The organism is Streptomyces sp. NPDC102467 (genome assembly GCF_044765445.1).
Classification (GTDB): Bacteria; Actinomycetota; Actinomycetes; order Streptomycetales; family Streptomycetaceae; genus Streptomyces.
The window spans coordinates 1-15,768 of the sequence record NZ_JBIWKA010000031.1; the positions used below are offsets into that span (position 1 = coordinate 1).

The 15,768-nt window shown below is 72.6% G+C and carries 13 protein-coding genes; 8 read left to right on the top strand and 5 right to left on the bottom strand.

All coding sequences use genetic code 11. The annotated features are described in order from the left end of the window. From ACIREE_RS39850 to ACIREE_RS39880, 7 genes are all read left to right on the top strand, one after another. The coding region (locus tag ACIREE_RS39850; protein WP_404164039.1) for an SDR family NAD(P)-dependent oxidoreductase at positions 1–3,651 on the top strand (3,651 nt) is incomplete at its 5' end. Then, a complete protein-coding gene (locus ACIREE_RS39855; protein ID WP_404164041.1) occupies positions 3,648–4,730 on the top strand; it encodes a 3-oxoacyl-ACP synthase III family protein in 1,083 nt (360 codons plus the stop codon). The genes ACIREE_RS39850 and ACIREE_RS39855, both read left to right, overlap by 4 nt. Before the next feature lie 2 nt (positions 4,731–4,732). Next, a complete protein-coding gene (locus ACIREE_RS39860; protein ID WP_404164043.1) occupies positions 4,733–4,969 on the top strand; it encodes a phosphopantetheine-binding protein in 237 nt (78 codons plus the stop codon). Further along, positions 4,966–5,892: a thiamine pyrophosphate-dependent dehydrogenase E1 component subunit alpha gene (locus ACIREE_RS39865; RefSeq protein WP_404164045.1), complete on the top strand. Its 927-nt coding sequence runs from the start codon at positions 4,966–4,968 to the stop codon at positions 5,890–5,892. The genes ACIREE_RS39860 and ACIREE_RS39865 overlap by 4 nt, the downstream gene beginning before the upstream one ends. After that, positions 5,892–6,902 (top strand): alpha-ketoacid dehydrogenase subunit beta, encoded by a 1,011-nt coding sequence (locus ACIREE_RS39870; protein WP_404164048.1) that lies wholly within the window; start codon positions 5,892–5,894, stop codon positions 6,900–6,902. Before ACIREE_RS39865 ends, ACIREE_RS39870 begins: the two co-directional genes overlap by 1 nt. After that, complete coding sequence (locus tag ACIREE_RS39875) at positions 6,895–8,016, top strand: 2-oxo acid dehydrogenase subunit E2 (RefSeq protein WP_404164051.1); 1,122 nt, start codon at positions 6,895–6,897, stop codon at positions 8,014–8,016. The genes ACIREE_RS39870 and ACIREE_RS39875 overlap by 8 nt, the downstream gene beginning before the upstream one ends. Next, complete coding sequence (locus tag ACIREE_RS39880; protein WP_404164054.1) at positions 8,013–9,431, top strand: FAD-dependent monooxygenase; 1,419 nt, start codon at positions 8,013–8,015, stop codon at positions 9,429–9,431. Before ACIREE_RS39875 ends, ACIREE_RS39880 begins: the two co-directional genes overlap by 4 nt. A 159-nt stretch (positions 9,432–9,590) precedes the next feature. Here the strand turns inward: ACIREE_RS39880 and ACIREE_RS39885 are convergent, their stop codons facing one another. The 3 genes from ACIREE_RS39885 to ACIREE_RS39895 all read right to left on the bottom strand — a co-directional run bounded on the left by ACIREE_RS39885 (position 9,591) and on the right by ACIREE_RS39895 (position 13,632). After that, entirely contained in the window at positions 9,591–10,997 is a 1,407-nt protein-coding gene (locus ACIREE_RS39885; RefSeq protein WP_404164057.1) for an MFS transporter, read from the bottom strand. 66 nt (positions 10,998–11,063) lie between these two features. Further along, the gene (gene mpaM / locus ACIREE_RS39890; protein WP_404164061.1) at positions 11,064–11,915 is read right to left on the bottom strand and encodes a daptide-type RiPP biosynthesis methyltransferase; all 852 of its coding nucleotides are present in this window, start codon (positions 11,913–11,915) and stop codon (positions 11,064–11,066) included. Positions 11,916–12,126: 211 nt separating this feature from the next. Beyond that, a complete protein-coding gene (locus tag ACIREE_RS39895; protein WP_404164064.1) occupies positions 12,127–13,632 on the bottom strand; it encodes an MDR family MFS transporter in 1,506 nt (501 codons plus the stop codon). Positions 13,633–13,740: 108 nt separating this feature from the next. Between ACIREE_RS39895 and ACIREE_RS39900 the strand changes: the two genes are divergently transcribed. Further along, the gene (locus ACIREE_RS39900; RefSeq protein ID WP_404164067.1) at positions 13,741–14,316 is read left to right on the top strand and encodes a TetR/AcrR family transcriptional regulator; all 576 of its coding nucleotides are present in this window, start codon (positions 13,741–13,743) and stop codon (positions 14,314–14,316) included. 10 nt (positions 14,317–14,326) lie between these two features. Here ACIREE_RS39900 and ACIREE_RS39905 read toward each other — a convergent pair whose 3' ends face one another. Beyond that, the gene (locus tag ACIREE_RS39905; RefSeq protein ID WP_404164070.1) at positions 14,327–14,545 is read right to left on the bottom strand and encodes a ferredoxin; all 219 of its coding nucleotides are present in this window, start codon (positions 14,543–14,545) and stop codon (positions 14,327–14,329) included. Beyond that, entirely contained in the window at positions 14,542–15,765 is a 1,224-nt protein-coding gene (locus tag ACIREE_RS39910; RefSeq protein WP_404164073.1) for a cytochrome P450, read from the bottom strand. The genes ACIREE_RS39905 and ACIREE_RS39910 overlap by 4 nt, the downstream gene beginning before the upstream one ends. Positions 15,766–15,768: the final 3 nt, after the last annotated feature.

The following is a 15,768-nucleotide window of genomic DNA, read 5'->3' on the forward strand; positions in this document are numbered from 1 at the left end:
CTCACCCAAGCCCAACCCTGGACCAGCCCCACCCGCCGAGCCGGCATCTCCTCCTTCGGCATCAGCGGCACCAACGCCCACGTCATCCTCGAACACGTCCCGGCGGACGAGGACACGGAGCGGGCCGCCGAGCCGACGCGGGCGACCCCCGCCCCGTGGCTCTTCTCGGCCCGCGACGAGGAGTCCGTCGAGACCTACGCCACGCGGCTGCGGGAGGTGCGCGACGACCCGGCCGACGTCGCCGCCGCCCTGTTGTCAAGGCCCGTGTTCGCTCAGCGCGCGGCGCTGGTGCGCGGCGAGCTCGTCCGGGCGACGGGCCCCACGCGCGGGCTGGCGTTCGTCTTCACCGGCCAGGGCTCGCAGTACGCCGGCATGGGCCGCGCCCTCTACGAGGCCGAGCCGGTCTTCGCCGCCGCCGTGGACGCCGTCCATGCCCGCATGGGCGAGGCCCTGTTCACCGACGCCGTCGACGACACCGGGAACGCCCAGCCGGCCCTGTTCACCCTCCAGGTCGCGCTGACCCGGCTCCTCGCCCACTGGGGGCTCGCGCCCGACACCGTCGCCGGGCATTCCGTCGGCGAGATCGCCGCCGCCCACACCGCGGGCATCCTCTCCCTCGACGACGCCTGCACCCTGGTGACCACCCGGGCCCGGCTCATGGCCGCGCTTCCCCGAACGGGGGCCATGGCGGCGCTGCACACCACCCCGGACCACGTCCGGCCCCTGCTCACCCCCGGCGTCGGCATCGCCGCCGTCAACTCACCGCACGATCTCGTCGTCTCCGGTGACCAGAACGCGGTCCGCGCCCTCGCCGCCCGCTTCCCCAACAGCAAGGAACTCCACACCAGTCACGCCTTCCACTCCCCCCACATGGACCCCGTCCTCGGCCCGTTCCGCGACACGGCCCGCACGCTCCGGTACCGCAGGCCGGCCCTCTCCGTCATCAGCACCGCACCCGGCGACCCGGCCACACCCGACTACTGGACGGACCACATCCGGGCCACCGTCGACTTCGCCACCGCGGCCGCCCGCCTGGCCGACCACACCGTCATCGAGATCGGGCCGCACCCGACGCTGTCCAGGATCACCGGCGGACGGGCGGCACTGCACCGCGAGAAGCCGTTCGAGGAGACTCTCGCGCAGATGCTGGCACACGCCCACGTCCACGGCCACTCGCCGGACCCGGCAGCCCTCTGGCCGGGGGCTCGCCCCGTGTCCGTGCCGACCCATCCGTTCCGGCGGGAGCGCCTGTGGCTCGACCCCGTACGGGTGGAGCGACGCGACGCGCACCCCGTCGTGGGTCCGGCGGTGCGACTGTCCGACGGCCGGACCGTGCACAGCGGACGCTCCGACGCGGCGGCCCGGCCGTGGCAGCGCGAACACGTCGTCAACGGAACGCCGTTGCTGCCCGCGACCGCCCTGGTCGACCTGGCGCTGCTGGCCGGGCGGACCGTGGAGGAGCTGACGCACGAGGCACCGCTGGTGCTGGACGAGGAGGTCGACCTCGAGGTCGCCTTCGACGGTGACGACGTGACGGTGTACGGCGCGGTGGACGGCGAGTGGGTCCGGTACGCGTCCGGCGTCCTTTCGGACCGCGAGATTCCCGCTCCGGCCCTGGCGTGGCCGCCGGACGCCGACGAGCTCGACCTGACCGACGCCTACACCGAACTGGCGCTGCGCGGCTACGCGTACGGGCCCGCCTTCCAGGGTCTGCACCGGGCCTGGCGGCGGGACGGGCACCTGTTCGCCGAAGTGCGGCTGCCCGTCGCCGAGGACGGTCACGCCGTGCACCCGGCGCTGCTCGACGCGGCGCTGCACGTACGGGCGATGGCCGCGGACGACGTGGTCGTGCCCTTCGCGTGGAGCGGCGTCCGGCTCTTCGCCCGAGGTGCGACGCAGCTGCATGTGCACCTGTCACCGGACGGCGGGTTGACGGCGACCGACCCTGACGGCGCCCCGGTGCTGGTCGCCGAGCGGCTCGCGACCCGGCCCGCGCCCGCCGCCGCACACGGCAGGTGGCTGCGGCGCGTCGCGTGGTCGCCCGTCGAGGTGCCCGCCGCGGCCACCGCCTCCGACGAGGTGCTGGAGGTCACCGACGAGGGACGCGGCACCGCCGTGGAGGTGCTGCGCCGCGTCCGGGAGTGGCTCGCGGACGACAAGCCCGGCAAGCTCACCGTGCTGACCCGGCGCGCGGTCCCCGTCACCGAGGGCGAGGACGTGGCGCACCTGTGGCAGTCGCCGGTGTGGGGCCTGGTCCGGGCCGCCGCCACCGAGCATCCCGGTCGCTTCCGCCTCGTCGACACGGACGCGGGCCCCGCCTCCGTGGCGGCGCTCGACACCGCCCTCGCGGGCGAGGAACCCGAACTCGCCGTCCGTGGCGGGGTCGTGTACGCGCCGGGACTCGCGGCGGCGGCCACGCGCGCCGAGCCGGCCGGCTTCGGCACCGGGCCCGTGCTGGTCACCGGCGCCGGCGGGGCGCTGGGCCGGCAGCTCGCCCACCACCTGGTCGCCGAGCACGGCGTGCGGGACCTGCTGCTGGTGGGCCGCGGCGCCATGCCCGCCGAACTGCTCGCCGGCCTCACCGGGGCCGGGGCGCGGGTCCGTACCGCCGCCTGCGACATCGCCGACCGCGCCACGGTGGCCGGTCTGCTCGCCGAGCACGCCCCGACGGCGGTCGTCCACGCCGCGGGGGTGATCGCCGACGCGACCGTCGCGGAGCTGACGCCGGAGGCAGTGGACACCGTCTGGCGAGCCAAGGTGGACGGCGCGCGGCACCTGCACGAGCTGGCCGGCGAGGTGACGGCGTTCGTGCTGTTCTCCTCTGTCGCGGGCGTCGTCGGAAACGCGGGCCAGGCCAACTACGCGGCGGCCAACGCCTACCTCGACGCGCTCGCCGCACACCGCAGGGCAGCCGGGCAGCCCGCCGTCTCCATCGCCTGGGGCCTGTGGGACGGCGACGGGCTCGGCGACACGCTCGGTGAGGCCGACCGGAAGCGGATGGCGAGGCGGGGCATCACACCGATGCCCGCCGCGACCGGACTCGCGCTGTTCGACCTGGCCATGACCGCCGATGCCCCGGCCGTCGTCGCCGCCACGTTCGCCCCGTCCGCGGCCGAGCCGCCGTGGCTGCTGCGCGACACCGTACGCAGGGCGGCCCGGCCCGCCCCGTCGGTGTCGTGGCGGCAGTCGCTGGCGGGCCGCGACGAGCAGGAACGGTACGCGCTGGCACTGGCCTTGGTGCGCGACACCGTCGGCGAGGTGCTCGACCTGCGCGGCCCGGTCGACCCCGAGCGCGGCCTGATGGACCAGGGCTTCGACTCGCTGACCGCGCTCGAGCTGCGCGAGCGGCTCGCCGCCACGACCGGCGAACGGCTCGCCCCCACGCTCGTGTTCGACCACCCCACGCCCGCGGCACTCGCCCGCCACCTCGGCGGCGAGGCCCCGGCGCCCGATCCGACGGCGGGCCACGACGAGGTGTTCGGCGCCCTGGCGCGACTGGTGGCGGACGCGTCCGCGGAGAGCCGCGAACTCGTCCGCCGCCGGCTGCGCGGTCTGCTCGACGGCTTGCGCCCCGCCACCACGGACGACGCCCTCGACGGCGCCGACGACGAGGAGATCTTCGACCTGCTCGACCAGGAACTGGGCCGATGAACACCGACAGGACGCACCACAGCGGGAGGACCGAAATGGACATCCACATGGTCGGGGTGGGGACGGCGCTGCCCGGCCCCCCGGTCGACAACGACACATTGGTGGCACGCTTCCGCATGCCGTCGGTATGGACACAGTGGATCGACGTGTTCGTCGGCACCGACACCCGGCACTTCGCCCGGGACCTGGCCACCGGCGGGGTGCGGCAGTCGCTGAGCGACCTGTGCGAGACCGCGGGCCGCCGGGCGCTCGCCGGGGCGGACATGACGGGCGCGGAGATCGACATGATCGTTCTCGGCACCGCCACCCCCGATCTGCTCATGCCCTCGACCGCCTGCCTCGTCGCCGACCGGCTCGGCATCGACGGCGTCCCGGCCTATCAGTTGCAGTCCGGCTGTACGGGCGCGTTGCAGGCGCTCGACGTCGCGGCGCTGGCGCTGCGCGGGGGCCGGGCCACGACCGCCCTGGTGCTCGGGGCCGATACCAGCGCCCACCATCTCGACCTGGACACCGACCTCGCGGGGGCACCGCCGGAGGTGCAGGTCAACGCGATGCTCTTCGGCGACGGGGCCGGCGCCGCGGTGCTCGACACCCGGCCGCGGCCGGGGGCCGCGGTGCTGCGCGAGGTGTCCTGCGAACTCGTCGGCGCCGGGCGCGCCCCGGGGCAGGTCGTGCCCTGGTACGGGCCCGCGGACGAGATTCCGGACGCGCCGCCGGTCAGCGAGGACTTCAAGGGCGTGGAGCACGCCGCGCTGCCGATGGCCGAGAGCGCGCTGGCCTCGCTGTTGGACGGGCTGGGCTGGAAACGGACCGAGCTGGACTACCTGCTGCCGCCCCAGCTGTCGGGGCGGATGACCTCGAAGGTCGTCGCGGGCCTGGACATCCCGGGGGCGCGGGTGATCAGCCGGGTGACCGACATCGGCAACACGGCGAACGCGCTGCCGTTCTTCCAGCTGGAGCAGTTGCTCCCGCTGCTGGAGCCGGGGGACCGGGCGGTCGGGCTCAGCGTCGAGGCCAGTAAGTGGATCACAGCCTCCTACGCCGTCGAGGCGCCGGGAGCGGACTGGGAGGAGTTCTAGACATGGGGCAGTCCACCGTGGCCGAGCTGGCCGTGATCTGGCAGGAGGTGTTCGGCGAAGAGCCCGATCTCGACCGGGAGTTGACCGAGCTCGGCATCCAGTCGGTCAAGCTGATCGAGATCATCCTGCGCGTGCAGGAGCGGCTGTCCGTCACCCTGTCATTGGACGCGGTGCTGCTCGCCACGTCCCTGCGCACCCTCGCCGACGAGGTCGACCAGGTCAGGGACGAGGCCGCGTGAGCGCCCCCGTCGCCGTACCGGCGCACCCTCCGCTGAGCCTGCTCGACGATGCGGACCTGTTGCTGATGCTCACCATCCGGCACTTCGAGCTGACGCTCCTCGACCTGTTCGCCCGCGGCGAGCTGAACGGCACCACCCACACCTGCCTCGGCCAGGAGTACATCCCGGTCGCCATGGAGGGCCTGCTCACCGACGCCGACCACGTCTTCAGCAACCACCGCGGGCACGGCCACTACCTGGCCAGGCACCGCGACCCGCGCGGCCTGCTCGCCGAGATCATGGGCCGCGAGGGTGCGGTCTGCTCGGGGGTGGGCGGCAGCCAGCACATCCTGCGCGACCGCTATCTGTCGACCGGGGTGCAGGGCCAGAGCCTGCCGGTCGCCGCCGGCGTCGCCCTTCAGCTCAAGCGCGCCCAGCCCGGCGCCCTGGCCTGCGCCTACATCGGCGACGGCACCTGGGGCGAGGGCGCAGTCTACGAGGCGCTGAACATGGCCCGGCTGTGGCGGCTGCCCCTGCTGGTGGTGGTCGAGCACAACGGCATCGCCCAGACCACGCCGACGGCCGTACAGCTGTCGGGGACGATCGCGGGCCGGGCAGCGGCGTTCGACGTCGCGCACCTGCGCAGTGACTCCGCCGACGTCGCCGAACTGCGCGCGCTGCTCGGACCCGCCGTGCGCCGGGTCCGTCGCGACTGCCTGCCGCTGGTGGTCGAACTCGCCACACACCGCATCGGCCCGCACAGCAAGGGGGACGACACCCGCCCGGAACCGGAGCGGTCCGCGGCGGCGGCGCGGGACTGGTACCGGCGCTACGCCCTGGACCACGAGGAGCAGTTCACCCGCCTCGACGCGCAGGCGCGGGCCGAAGTGGCCGACGTCGCGAACGCGGTTCGCCGGCTCGGCCCGAGCAGGTGGGACAGCTGATGCGGGTCGTGGAGAACCTCAACGCGGCGCTGCACGGTGCCTTCGCCGACTATCCCGGCCTGACCCTGCTCGGCGAGGACGTGAGCGACCCCTACGGCGGCGCGTTCAAGGCCACCAAAGGCCTGTCGAGCCGCTGGCCCGACCGCGTCCTGTCGACACCGCTGAGCGAGGGCGGCATCGTCGGTGTCGGGGCCGGGCTCGCGCTGGCCGGCGCGCCCGCGATCGTCGAAATCATGTTCGCCGACTTCATCGCACTGGCCTTCGACCAGATCGTCAACTTCGCGGCGAAATCGGTGTCGATGTACGGCAGGCACCTGCCGATGCCGTTGACCGTGCGGTGCCCGACGGGCGGCGGCCGCGGCTACGGGCCCACCCACAGCCAGAGCCCGCAGAAGCACTTCATCGGGGTGCCGGGCCTTTCGCTGTACGAGCTGTCGCCGCTGCACGACAGCGCCGCGCTGCTGCGGCGCGTGCTCGGCTCGGCGGAGCCCGCGATCGTGTTCGAGGACAAGGTCCTCTACACCCAGCGGATGCTGGACGACGGCACGGGCTCGGGCGAGGTCGACGACCTGTTCTCCTTCGACCGGCTCTCCCCCGATGTCGCCCGGGTCTACGCCGAGGACCCCTCGACCGCGGACTGCGTGCTGATCGCCCCGGGCGGCGTCGCTCAGCGGGCGATCGCCGCGGCGAGGTCGCTGCTGCTGGAGGAGGAGGTGACCTGCCAGGTGCTGGTGCCGGCCACGCTGTACCCCTTCGACGTCGCTCCCCTGCTGCCCACGCTGCGCCGCGCGCCCGCCGTGGTGATCGCCGAGGAGAGCACGGCGGGCGGCACCTGGGGGGCCGAGGTCGCACACCGGCTGCACCGCGAGCTGTGGCCGACCCTGCACGGGCCGGTGGCCCTCGCGCACTCCGCGGACAGCATCATCCCGACCGCCCCGCACCTGGAGGCCGACATGCTGCTCAGCGCGGCGGACATCCACCGCACCGCCCTGGAGGCCGTCCGTGGCTGACATCCGGATGCCGAAGCTCAACAACAACGACGACAGCTACGTCCTGCTCGACTGGCTCGTCGCGGACGGGCAGCCGGTGTGCGCGCACGACGACGTCGCGACGGTCGAGACGTCCAAGGCGACCGAGGACCTCGTCAGTGAGGACGAAGGCGTGCTGCGGCACCTGCTGCCCGCGGGGGCGCAGTGCAAGCCGGGTGACGTGATCGCCCGTGTCGTCCTGCCCGGCGCGGAGCCGGCCGGGGCCGCTCCCGCCGCAGCTGCCGACGCCCCGGCCCGGCCGGGCCCGGTGCTCACCGCCCCGGCCCGTGCCCTGCTCGACGAGCTCGGCATCGACCCCGCGGCGACGGCCTCGCTCGACGTGCGCGTGGTCCGCCGCGACGACGTCGAGCGGCTGGCGGCCACCCTCGCCGCGAAGCCCGCGCCGGGAGCCGCGGACCCGCGGCTCCAAACGCTCCCCGCGGGCCAGCAGGCGGTGGCGCGTACGGTGGCCCGCGCACACTCCACGATCCCGGCGGCCTATACGGTGATCCGGCTCGATGTCGGCGAAGTCGTCGCCCGCGCGCGGGAGTTGACCGCACAGTGGCGACGGCTGGTCGGCGTGCCCGAGTTCCTCGTCGCCGCGACCGCACAGCTGTGGGAGCGGTTCGCGCCGTGCTTCGCCTCTCCGGTCGACGACCGCACCATACGGCTGGCCGACGGTGCGCACATCGGCGTGACCATCGACATCGGCAACGGCCTTTTCGTGCCCGTCGTCCACGCCGCGCACGAACTCGGCCTCGAAGAAGTCGCGGCGGCGATGGGCGGGCTGCGGGACAAGGCGGTACGCGGCGGCTTCCGGGAACAGGACCTGTCCGGCGGGGCCCTCACCCTCACCCTGCACACCGACCCCGACGTGACCGTCGCCGTCCCGGTCGTCTTCCCCGGCCAGGTGTGCTCGCTCGCCCTGGGCGGCACCCGGGCCGAGCTGGTCCCGGACGGCGACGGCTTCCGGGTGGCCGAGGTCGCGCACCTCGGGCTGGCCTACGACCACCGGGTCATCAACGGCCGCGACGCGGTGCAGTTCCTGCGCGCGGTGAAGGAGAACGTCGAGCGGATGGGGACAGAATCACAGTGAATTCGACACACAAGGACCCGGCTGTCGCCATCGCGGGCGGCGGGCCGACAGGACTCATGCTCGCCTGCGAGCTGGCGCTTGCGGGCGTCGCCGTCACGGTGCTGGAGCGCCGGACCGAACCCCAGTCGTTCGCCCGTTGCATGGTGCTGCATCCCCGGTCGGTGGAGGCGCTGCGCGCTCGCGGCGTCGCCGACCGGTTCGTCGCCGAGGGCGGCCCGAAGTGGCCGCGCACCCACTTCGGCCTGTTCTACCTGGACCTCGCCGACCTGCCGGAGGACCACTACCACGTCGTTCCGCAGTCGGTCACCGAGCAGAAGCTCGCCGAGTGGGCCGTCGAGCTGGGCGTGGACGTCCGCGGCGGGGCCGAAGTGGTCGGCGTGGACCAGGACGCCGACGGTGTGACCGTCACGGTCGCCGGCGGGCCGGACGTGCGATGCGGGTACCTGGTGGCCTGCGACGGGCCGACGAGCCGTGTCGCGGAGCTGGCCGGGTTCGAGTTCGAGGTGCTCGCCCCGCCGTATTACGGGGCGATCGCCGACGTGCCGGTCTTCGCGGGCAACACCGACCGCTTCGACGTCGGCTTGTATCAGAACGGGCAGTTCGCCGTGTTGCCGCTCCAGGACGACCTCGTACGCGTCATGACGGTGGAGTTCACCGGTGAGCCCGCGGACGAGGAGACGCCGGTGACCTCCCAGGAGGTGCGCGACAGCGTCCGGCGCATCACCGGCCGCGCCCCGGAGATCGAGGACCCCGTGTGGATGACCCGGTACGGCTACTCGACCCGGGTGGCCACCACGTACCGCAGGGACCGGGTCCTGGTGGCGGGTGACGCCGCGCACGCGCATCCGCCGTCCTCCGGTGACGGGCTCAACACCGGCATCCAGGACGCCGTGAACCTCGGCTGGAAACTGGCGGCCGTCGTCGCCGGCCGCGGCGATGCGGGGCTGCTCGACAGCTACGAGGCAGAGCGGCTCCCGGTGGGCCGGAAAGCGTGCAGGCGGGCCCAGGCCCAAGTGGCGCTGATGCACCCGCTGGACCAGGTCGAGCCGCTGCGGGAGATCATGGACGAGATCGTGCGTATCCCCGCGGTGACCACCTATTTGGTCCGGATGCTCACCGACGTCCGGTACCCCCTCCCCGGTGATCACCGGCTCATCGGGACCCGTGTCCCGGACGTGACGGTCGAGACCCCGGACGGCGCGCGGACCGTTTCGAAGCTGATGGCGTCCGGCCGGGGCGTGCTGCTGGACCTGTCCGGCGTCGTCGACGTCGCCACGGACCGGGTCGACGTGGTCCGCGCCGAGCCGCACGCGGAGTTGGACGCGGAGACCGTGCTGATCCGGCCCGACGGATGCGTGGCCTGGGCGGGTCCTGCCGAGGGACTGTACGTCGCGCTCAAGACCTGGTTCGGCTGACCCCGGCTCGCCGGGTGGCCGGTTCGTCCGGGCGCAGCACTGCGGCCCACCGTCCTCGGGCGGTGGGCCGCAGTGCTGCGAAGGGAGGTCCGGGGGTCTGCTCGCGCGGTGCCGGCGATCCAGCGGCCGATGGCCGGTCCCCACGCACCCCCGGCCCGGTCAGGGCTTGTTGTCGCGCAGCAGGAACACCGAGACGAGCAGGCCGACCCCGATGATGCCGCTGGAGAACGCGAACGCGTCGCCGAAGCCCTCCGCTCCGCCGTCGGAGGCGCCGTACACGGTGACGGCCGCGGCGAGGCCGAGCGCGGCGCCCAGCCGCATCGTGCTCTGCTGGAGCCCGGAGGCCGCGCCCGCGTCGCCCGGCTGAACCCTCGCCAGGATCAGCGAGTTCAGCGCGGTGATGCTCGATCCCTGGCCCGCGCCGATCAGCAGCAGCGGACCGGCTATGCCGGGGAAGTAGGCGGTGTCCTGCGACAACGCCGAGAGCCAGCCGGTGCCCAGGGTGAGGAGGAGCGCGCCGAGCACCACGACGGCCTTGGCGCCGCGTCTGGCGATGAGCGCGGGGGTCGCGGCCGCCGCGCCGAACAGTGTGCAGGCCATGGGCAGGAACCCGAGGCCGGTGCGGACCGGGCTGAACCCGGCGACGTCCTCCAGGAACTGGGCCAGACAGAACAGCAGCGCCGCCCCGACCGTTCCGACGAAGATGGTCTGCAGATAGGCGAGGGCCCGGCGGCGGTCGCGCAGCAGCCGCGGCGGCACCAGCGGATGTGCTGCCCGGGTCTCGGCCGCGATGGCAGCGGCGAGCAGTACGGCGGCCGCGGCGAACGACCATAGGACCAGGCCGTCGCCCCAGCCGTCCGTCCCGGCCCGGCTGATGGCGTAGACGAGAGCGATCACGCCGCCGGTCGCGGTCAGCGCGCCCGCGAGATCGAAGCGGCCGCGGTGGCGGGTGGACTCGTGCAGCACGAACGGTGTACCGATCAGGATGATCAGGCCGATCGGGACGTTGACGAACAGTGCGGCGCGCCAGGAGATCTCGCTGAGCAGACCGCCCACGAGCATGCCCGCGGCGAGGCCGAGCCCGGCCGCGGTGGCGAAGACGGCGAGCGCGCGGTTGCGGCGCGGGCCCTCCGCGAAGTTTACGGCGATCAGCGACAGCGACGCGGGTTCGGCGAACGCGGCGCCGATGCCCTGTCCGACGAGCGCCGTCAGGAGCACGGGCGCGGAGTGGGCGACCGCGCCGAGCAGCGAGGACGCGGTGAAGAGCCCGATGCCGCCAAGGAAGGCGCGGCGTCTGCCGAGCAGGTCGCCCACCCGGCCGCCCAGCAGCAGCAATCCCGCGAACGAGAGCATGTAGAGGTTGGTGACCCAGGACAGTTCGGTGACCGTGAGCCCCAGCCCGGCCCGGATGCCGGGCAGGGAGACGTTGACCGAGGAGAAGCCGATCGCGACCATCAGCTGGCAGCCGACGATCAGGATGAGGGAGACGGTCTGGGAGCGGTCGGATCCCTCCGGCGCGGCGGCCGCAAGGGGTGGAGCAGAGACAGGACGAGTGGTGTCTGACACGGGCTGATCCTCCGCGGACGGGCCGCGGCCGCCGGAAGGGCCCCGGCGGCCGCCGTGAACGGGTCGTCAGCGGGAGACCTCGATGAGGATGCGCCGCCTGCCGATGTTGGTGTTGCGCTTCATGAGCTGGTTGCGCTGTGAGACCTCGTGGGTGGCGCGTACGCGCAGCCCGGCGCCCTCGATCTCCGCCACCAGTTCGGCTGGGGTGATCAGGTGTGTCCAGGCGGTATAGATGGTGCTGTCCGCGACCGCGTCGTCGACGACCCGGTGGCTGATGAAGCTGGTGAGCCGGCGCTTCTCGGCCGGGTCGACGTGCTCGATGAAGGTGACCGCCACGGGGGAGACGCCGTCGTGGGCGTCGGTGACCGCGACCGTCTCGAAGGGCGCGGTGCCCTCCTCCAGGCCGGGGAACTCCAGCAGGGTCAGCAGAAAGCGGCCGTCCTCGGCGAGGTGTTCGCTTACACCGGCGAAGAGTCCGGCGCGCTGCTCCTTGTCGAGGTTCCACACGGTCGTCATGCCGAGCAGGATGATCCCGAACCGCCGGCCCAGTGCGAAGGCGCTCATGTCGCCCTCGACGGTCTCGAGCGCGTCGGCCAGTTCCGGCTTGTCCAGCTCGGCGAGCCGGTCGCGCATCCTGGCCAGCATGTCCGGCGAGGAGTCGAGCCCGACGACGGAGTACCCGGCTTCGAGGAAGGGGATGGTCGTGCGACCGTTGCCGCAGGCCAGTTCGAGCACGGGGCCGGAGTGCTCCGCGGCCACGCGGAGCATGTCGTCGATCTCGGCGCGGTCGTTGCGGGTGAAGTGGTCGTATATCTGCGATCCGGCGGGCCCGTAGATGTTCGCCTGCTTGATCCCAGTTCCGAACAGCGCCTCGATCCGGCCCGCGGAGCCCGGCAGCGCTACTGCAGTTTCAGTCATGTCGTGCCTTCCTGGTGTCGCGGTGTCCACCAGGCTCGGGCTCGACGCTAACGGCCCTCTAGCCCGCCTCTAAAGGTCGTCTGTCGTCACCGTCCCCGCCGTCCCCGTCGTCCCCGTCGTCCGGCGGCGCGGGGTGCCCGCACGCGCAGTGGTCCGGGTCCGCCCCACGGGGGGGGAGGGCCGGACCCGGACCACGTCTCGAACGGCCGCGCTACTCCGTGGGCTTGCCCGCCCGGACGAGGAAGGCGACCAGGAACGCGAGCACGCCGAAGGGCGCGGCCCAGACGAACAGGCTGTGCGTCGCGTCGGCGACCGCGGCCACGTAGCCCTGGCGGACGGGTTCGGCCAGCGCACGCATGCTGTCGGGGTCGAGCTTGCCGGCCGACCCCCGCAGCGCGGCGTAGTCCCGCGCGGGGAGCCGCTCGGCGAGGCCGTCGAGCAGCCTGCCGGTGAACACCGAGCCGAACAGTGCGACGCCGAACGAGCCGCCGATGGACCGGGAGAAGGTGACGGTGCTGCTCGCGACGCCCATGTTGGCCCGCTCGACGCTGTTCTGCGCGGTGACCACGGTGACCTGGAACAGCACGCCGAGGCCGAGGCCGAACACGATCATGTAGAGGGTGAACATCAGTGAGCTGGTCTGCTGGTCCACGAGCAGCATCAGCAACAGGCCGCCGCCGAACAGCGCGCCGCCGCCGACCAGGATCGCCCGGTGGTTGTCCGTCTTGGTCAGCAGCTTGCCGGAGTACATCGTGGTCACCAGGGACGCACCGAGCATCGGCAGCAGGAGCAGTCCACTGCTGGTGGCCGAGTAGCCGTGCGCGGCCTGCTGGTACAGCGGCAGGAACGCGATCAGGCTGTACATCGCGAACCCGACCAGGAACGTCAGGATCTGCGCGACGGTGAAGTTGCGGACCTTGAACAGGCCCAGCGGCAGGACGGGTTCGGCCGCTTTGCGCTCCACGGTGGCCATCGCCGCCAGCAGCGCCACACCGGCGATCGCCAGGCCGATGATCTGCGGGGAGCCCCAGGAGTAGTCGACCCCGCCCCAGCTGGTGATCAGGACGATCACCACGGCCAGCAGGGCGATGACGAGGGCACCCAGGTAGTCGATCTTGTGCTCGACCTTGGCACCCGCGTGGCTGAGCCGGGTGACGACGATGAACAGTGCCACCGCGCCGATCGGGATGTTGATCAGAAACGCCCAGCGCCAGGAAGCGGCGTCCGTGAGGAAGCCGCCCAGCAGGGGGCCGCCGATCATCGCGACCGCTCCGAGTGCGGCGATGAAGCTCTGGAACTTGCCGCGCTCGCGCGGGGTGGCCAGCTGGCCGATGAGCGAGATAACGCCGACGAGCAGCCCGCCCGCGCCGAGGCCCTGCAGCGCGCGGAACGCGATCAGCTGGCCGATCGACTGGGCGAGCCCGCACAGGACCGAGCCCAGCAGGAACACGCCGATCGCGAAGACCAGGACCCATTTGCGGCCGTAGAGGTCGCCCCATTTTCCGTACAGCGGGGTGGAGGCCAGCGTCGCCAGCGTGTAGGCGGTCACCACCCACGAGAGCTGGTCGACCCCTCCCAGGTCGGCCACGATCGTCGGCAGTGCGGTGCTCACGATCATCGCATCGAGCTGGGCCAGCAGCATTGCCAGCAACAGGCCGGGCAGGACGCGCATCAGCTCGGTCCGCTCGGCGGTTGACGTGGTGGTGGTCGTTGCCACGCTCGGCTCCGTTCGCTAAGCATTTCACTCAACAGGCGATGAGTGACTGTACGGGGATCGCCTCCCTCGGTCAACAGGCGTAGAGCGAACGCGAGTACAGTGGATCCCGTGACGCGAACTCCACAGACCGTGCCCCGCGCCCAGCGGCGTGCGCAGACCGCCGAGCGGATCCTCGCCGCGGCCCGCGCGCTGTTCACCGAATCGGGTTTCGACCGCACGACGATCCGGGCAGTGGCGGCGCGGGCCGAGGTCGACCCGGCCCTCGTCATGCAGCACTTCGGCAGCAAGGACGAGCTGTTCCGCCGGGCCATCACCGTCTCCTCGCAGGAGGCCAGGGAGGGCGGCCAGGAGAGGCTGGTCGAACTGCTGCTGGGCATCCTGGGCGTGAAGATGGGCGAGGTCTCCGGCACCTCGCTGGCCCTGCTGCGCTCGATGCTGACCTACCCGGAGGCGGCCGAGCAGGTCAAGGCGGCCAACGCGCGACAGCTCGACCAGATCAGCGGCGTCATCTCGGGGGACGACGCCGAGCTGCGGGCCGCGCTGACGGTGAGCACGCTGCTCGGGGTCACCATCGGACGCCACCTGCTGGAGCTGGATGTGCTGCGCGAGGCGGACACGGAGCGGATCGCCGAACTGATGAAGCCCTGCCTGGAGGCGCTGACCGGGCAGCCCGCCCAGAGCTGAACAGCACCGCTCACCCGCGGCGAGGCTCCCCGGAAGGGTCGTCCAGCACACTGATCGCCCGTTCCGGGCACGCCTGCGCGCCCCGCAGCGCCGCCTCTTCCAGCCCCGGCGCCACCTCCACCTCGCCCATCTCGTTGTAGCCGCTGTCCGCCACGTGGAACAGCTCGGGGGAGCGGGCCTCGCACTGGGCGTGGCCCATGCACACCGTCGCGTCGATCCGCAGTTTCACGCCGCCGCCCCCAGGGTGATGTCGAGGTCGAAATAGCCCAGCGCCGGCGAGTAGTGGTGGCGCGGCGTGGTCCCCGGCGTCCGGTGGTACTCCGGGATGTGCTCGTGCCACACCGCCACCGCCAGCTGCATCACCCGCCGCGCCAGGTGCATCCCGAGGCAGCGGTGCGGACCGGCTCCGAAGGCGAGATGGCGGCTGGCCTCGCGGTCCGGGTCGACCTCGTCCGCGGCGTCGAACATCTGCGGATCCCGCCCGGACATCCCCCACGACATCAGTACGCGGTCGCCCGCCCGCATGGTGATCCCGTGCCGCTCGACGTCGCGGGTCAGCACACGGCCCGTCGTCGAGACGGGCTCGTGGCGGATCAGCTCCTCGACCGCCCGGGGCACCCGTTCCGGCTCGGCGACCAGGCGTGCCTGCAGCGCCGGATCCGAGGCGAGGTGTCCGAAGATCAGGCCGAGCTGCGAGGTCGTCGTGTCCAGACTGGCGAGCATGGCGACGAACAGGGCGTTGATCATTTCGTCCCGGGTCGGCTTGCGGCCGTCGTAGGTGGCGTGCTGGAGCCGGCTGATGACGTCCCAGCGGCCCTCGGTGCCCTCGGCGACCCGGCGGTCTATGGCCTCGCCGAAGAAGTCCCACAACGGCTGGTTGGCCGCCCGCAGTTCCTCGTCGGTGTTCGCACTGGGGATACCGACCCGGCGGAGCCAGTCCTTGTGGTCCACGAAAGCCTTCAGGTGCTCGCGGCCGATGCCGAAGGCGATGAGGAACGCCTCCGAGGGCAGCACCGAGGCGAACTCCGAGATCAGCTCGCACCGCCCCTTGCCGGCGATCCGCACGACGGCGTCGGTGACGGCCTCGCGCAGCTGCGGGGTGAAGTGGTTGACCGCGGCGGGGTTGAACAGCTCGGCGAGCGTCTGCCGCCACTTGCGGTGCACCTCGCCGTCGAGCTGGATGGGGATCAGCTTCTCGTGGAAGATCCGCCGGTGCGGCACGGTCAGCTCGGCGCTGGAGAACACGTCCGGATTCTTCGCCGCCCACTCGATGTCGGCGTAACGGGTCAGGATCCAGAAGCCGTCGTCGGCCTCCGAGCGCAGGATCGGGGCGGTCTCGCGCAGCTCCGCCCAGTGCTGCACCGGACATTGCTGCAACCACGGCGCGTAGATGCTCCAGCCGCGGATACGCTCGTCGAGCGTGGGTGGTGCCTCGGGTACTTCGGCCATCGT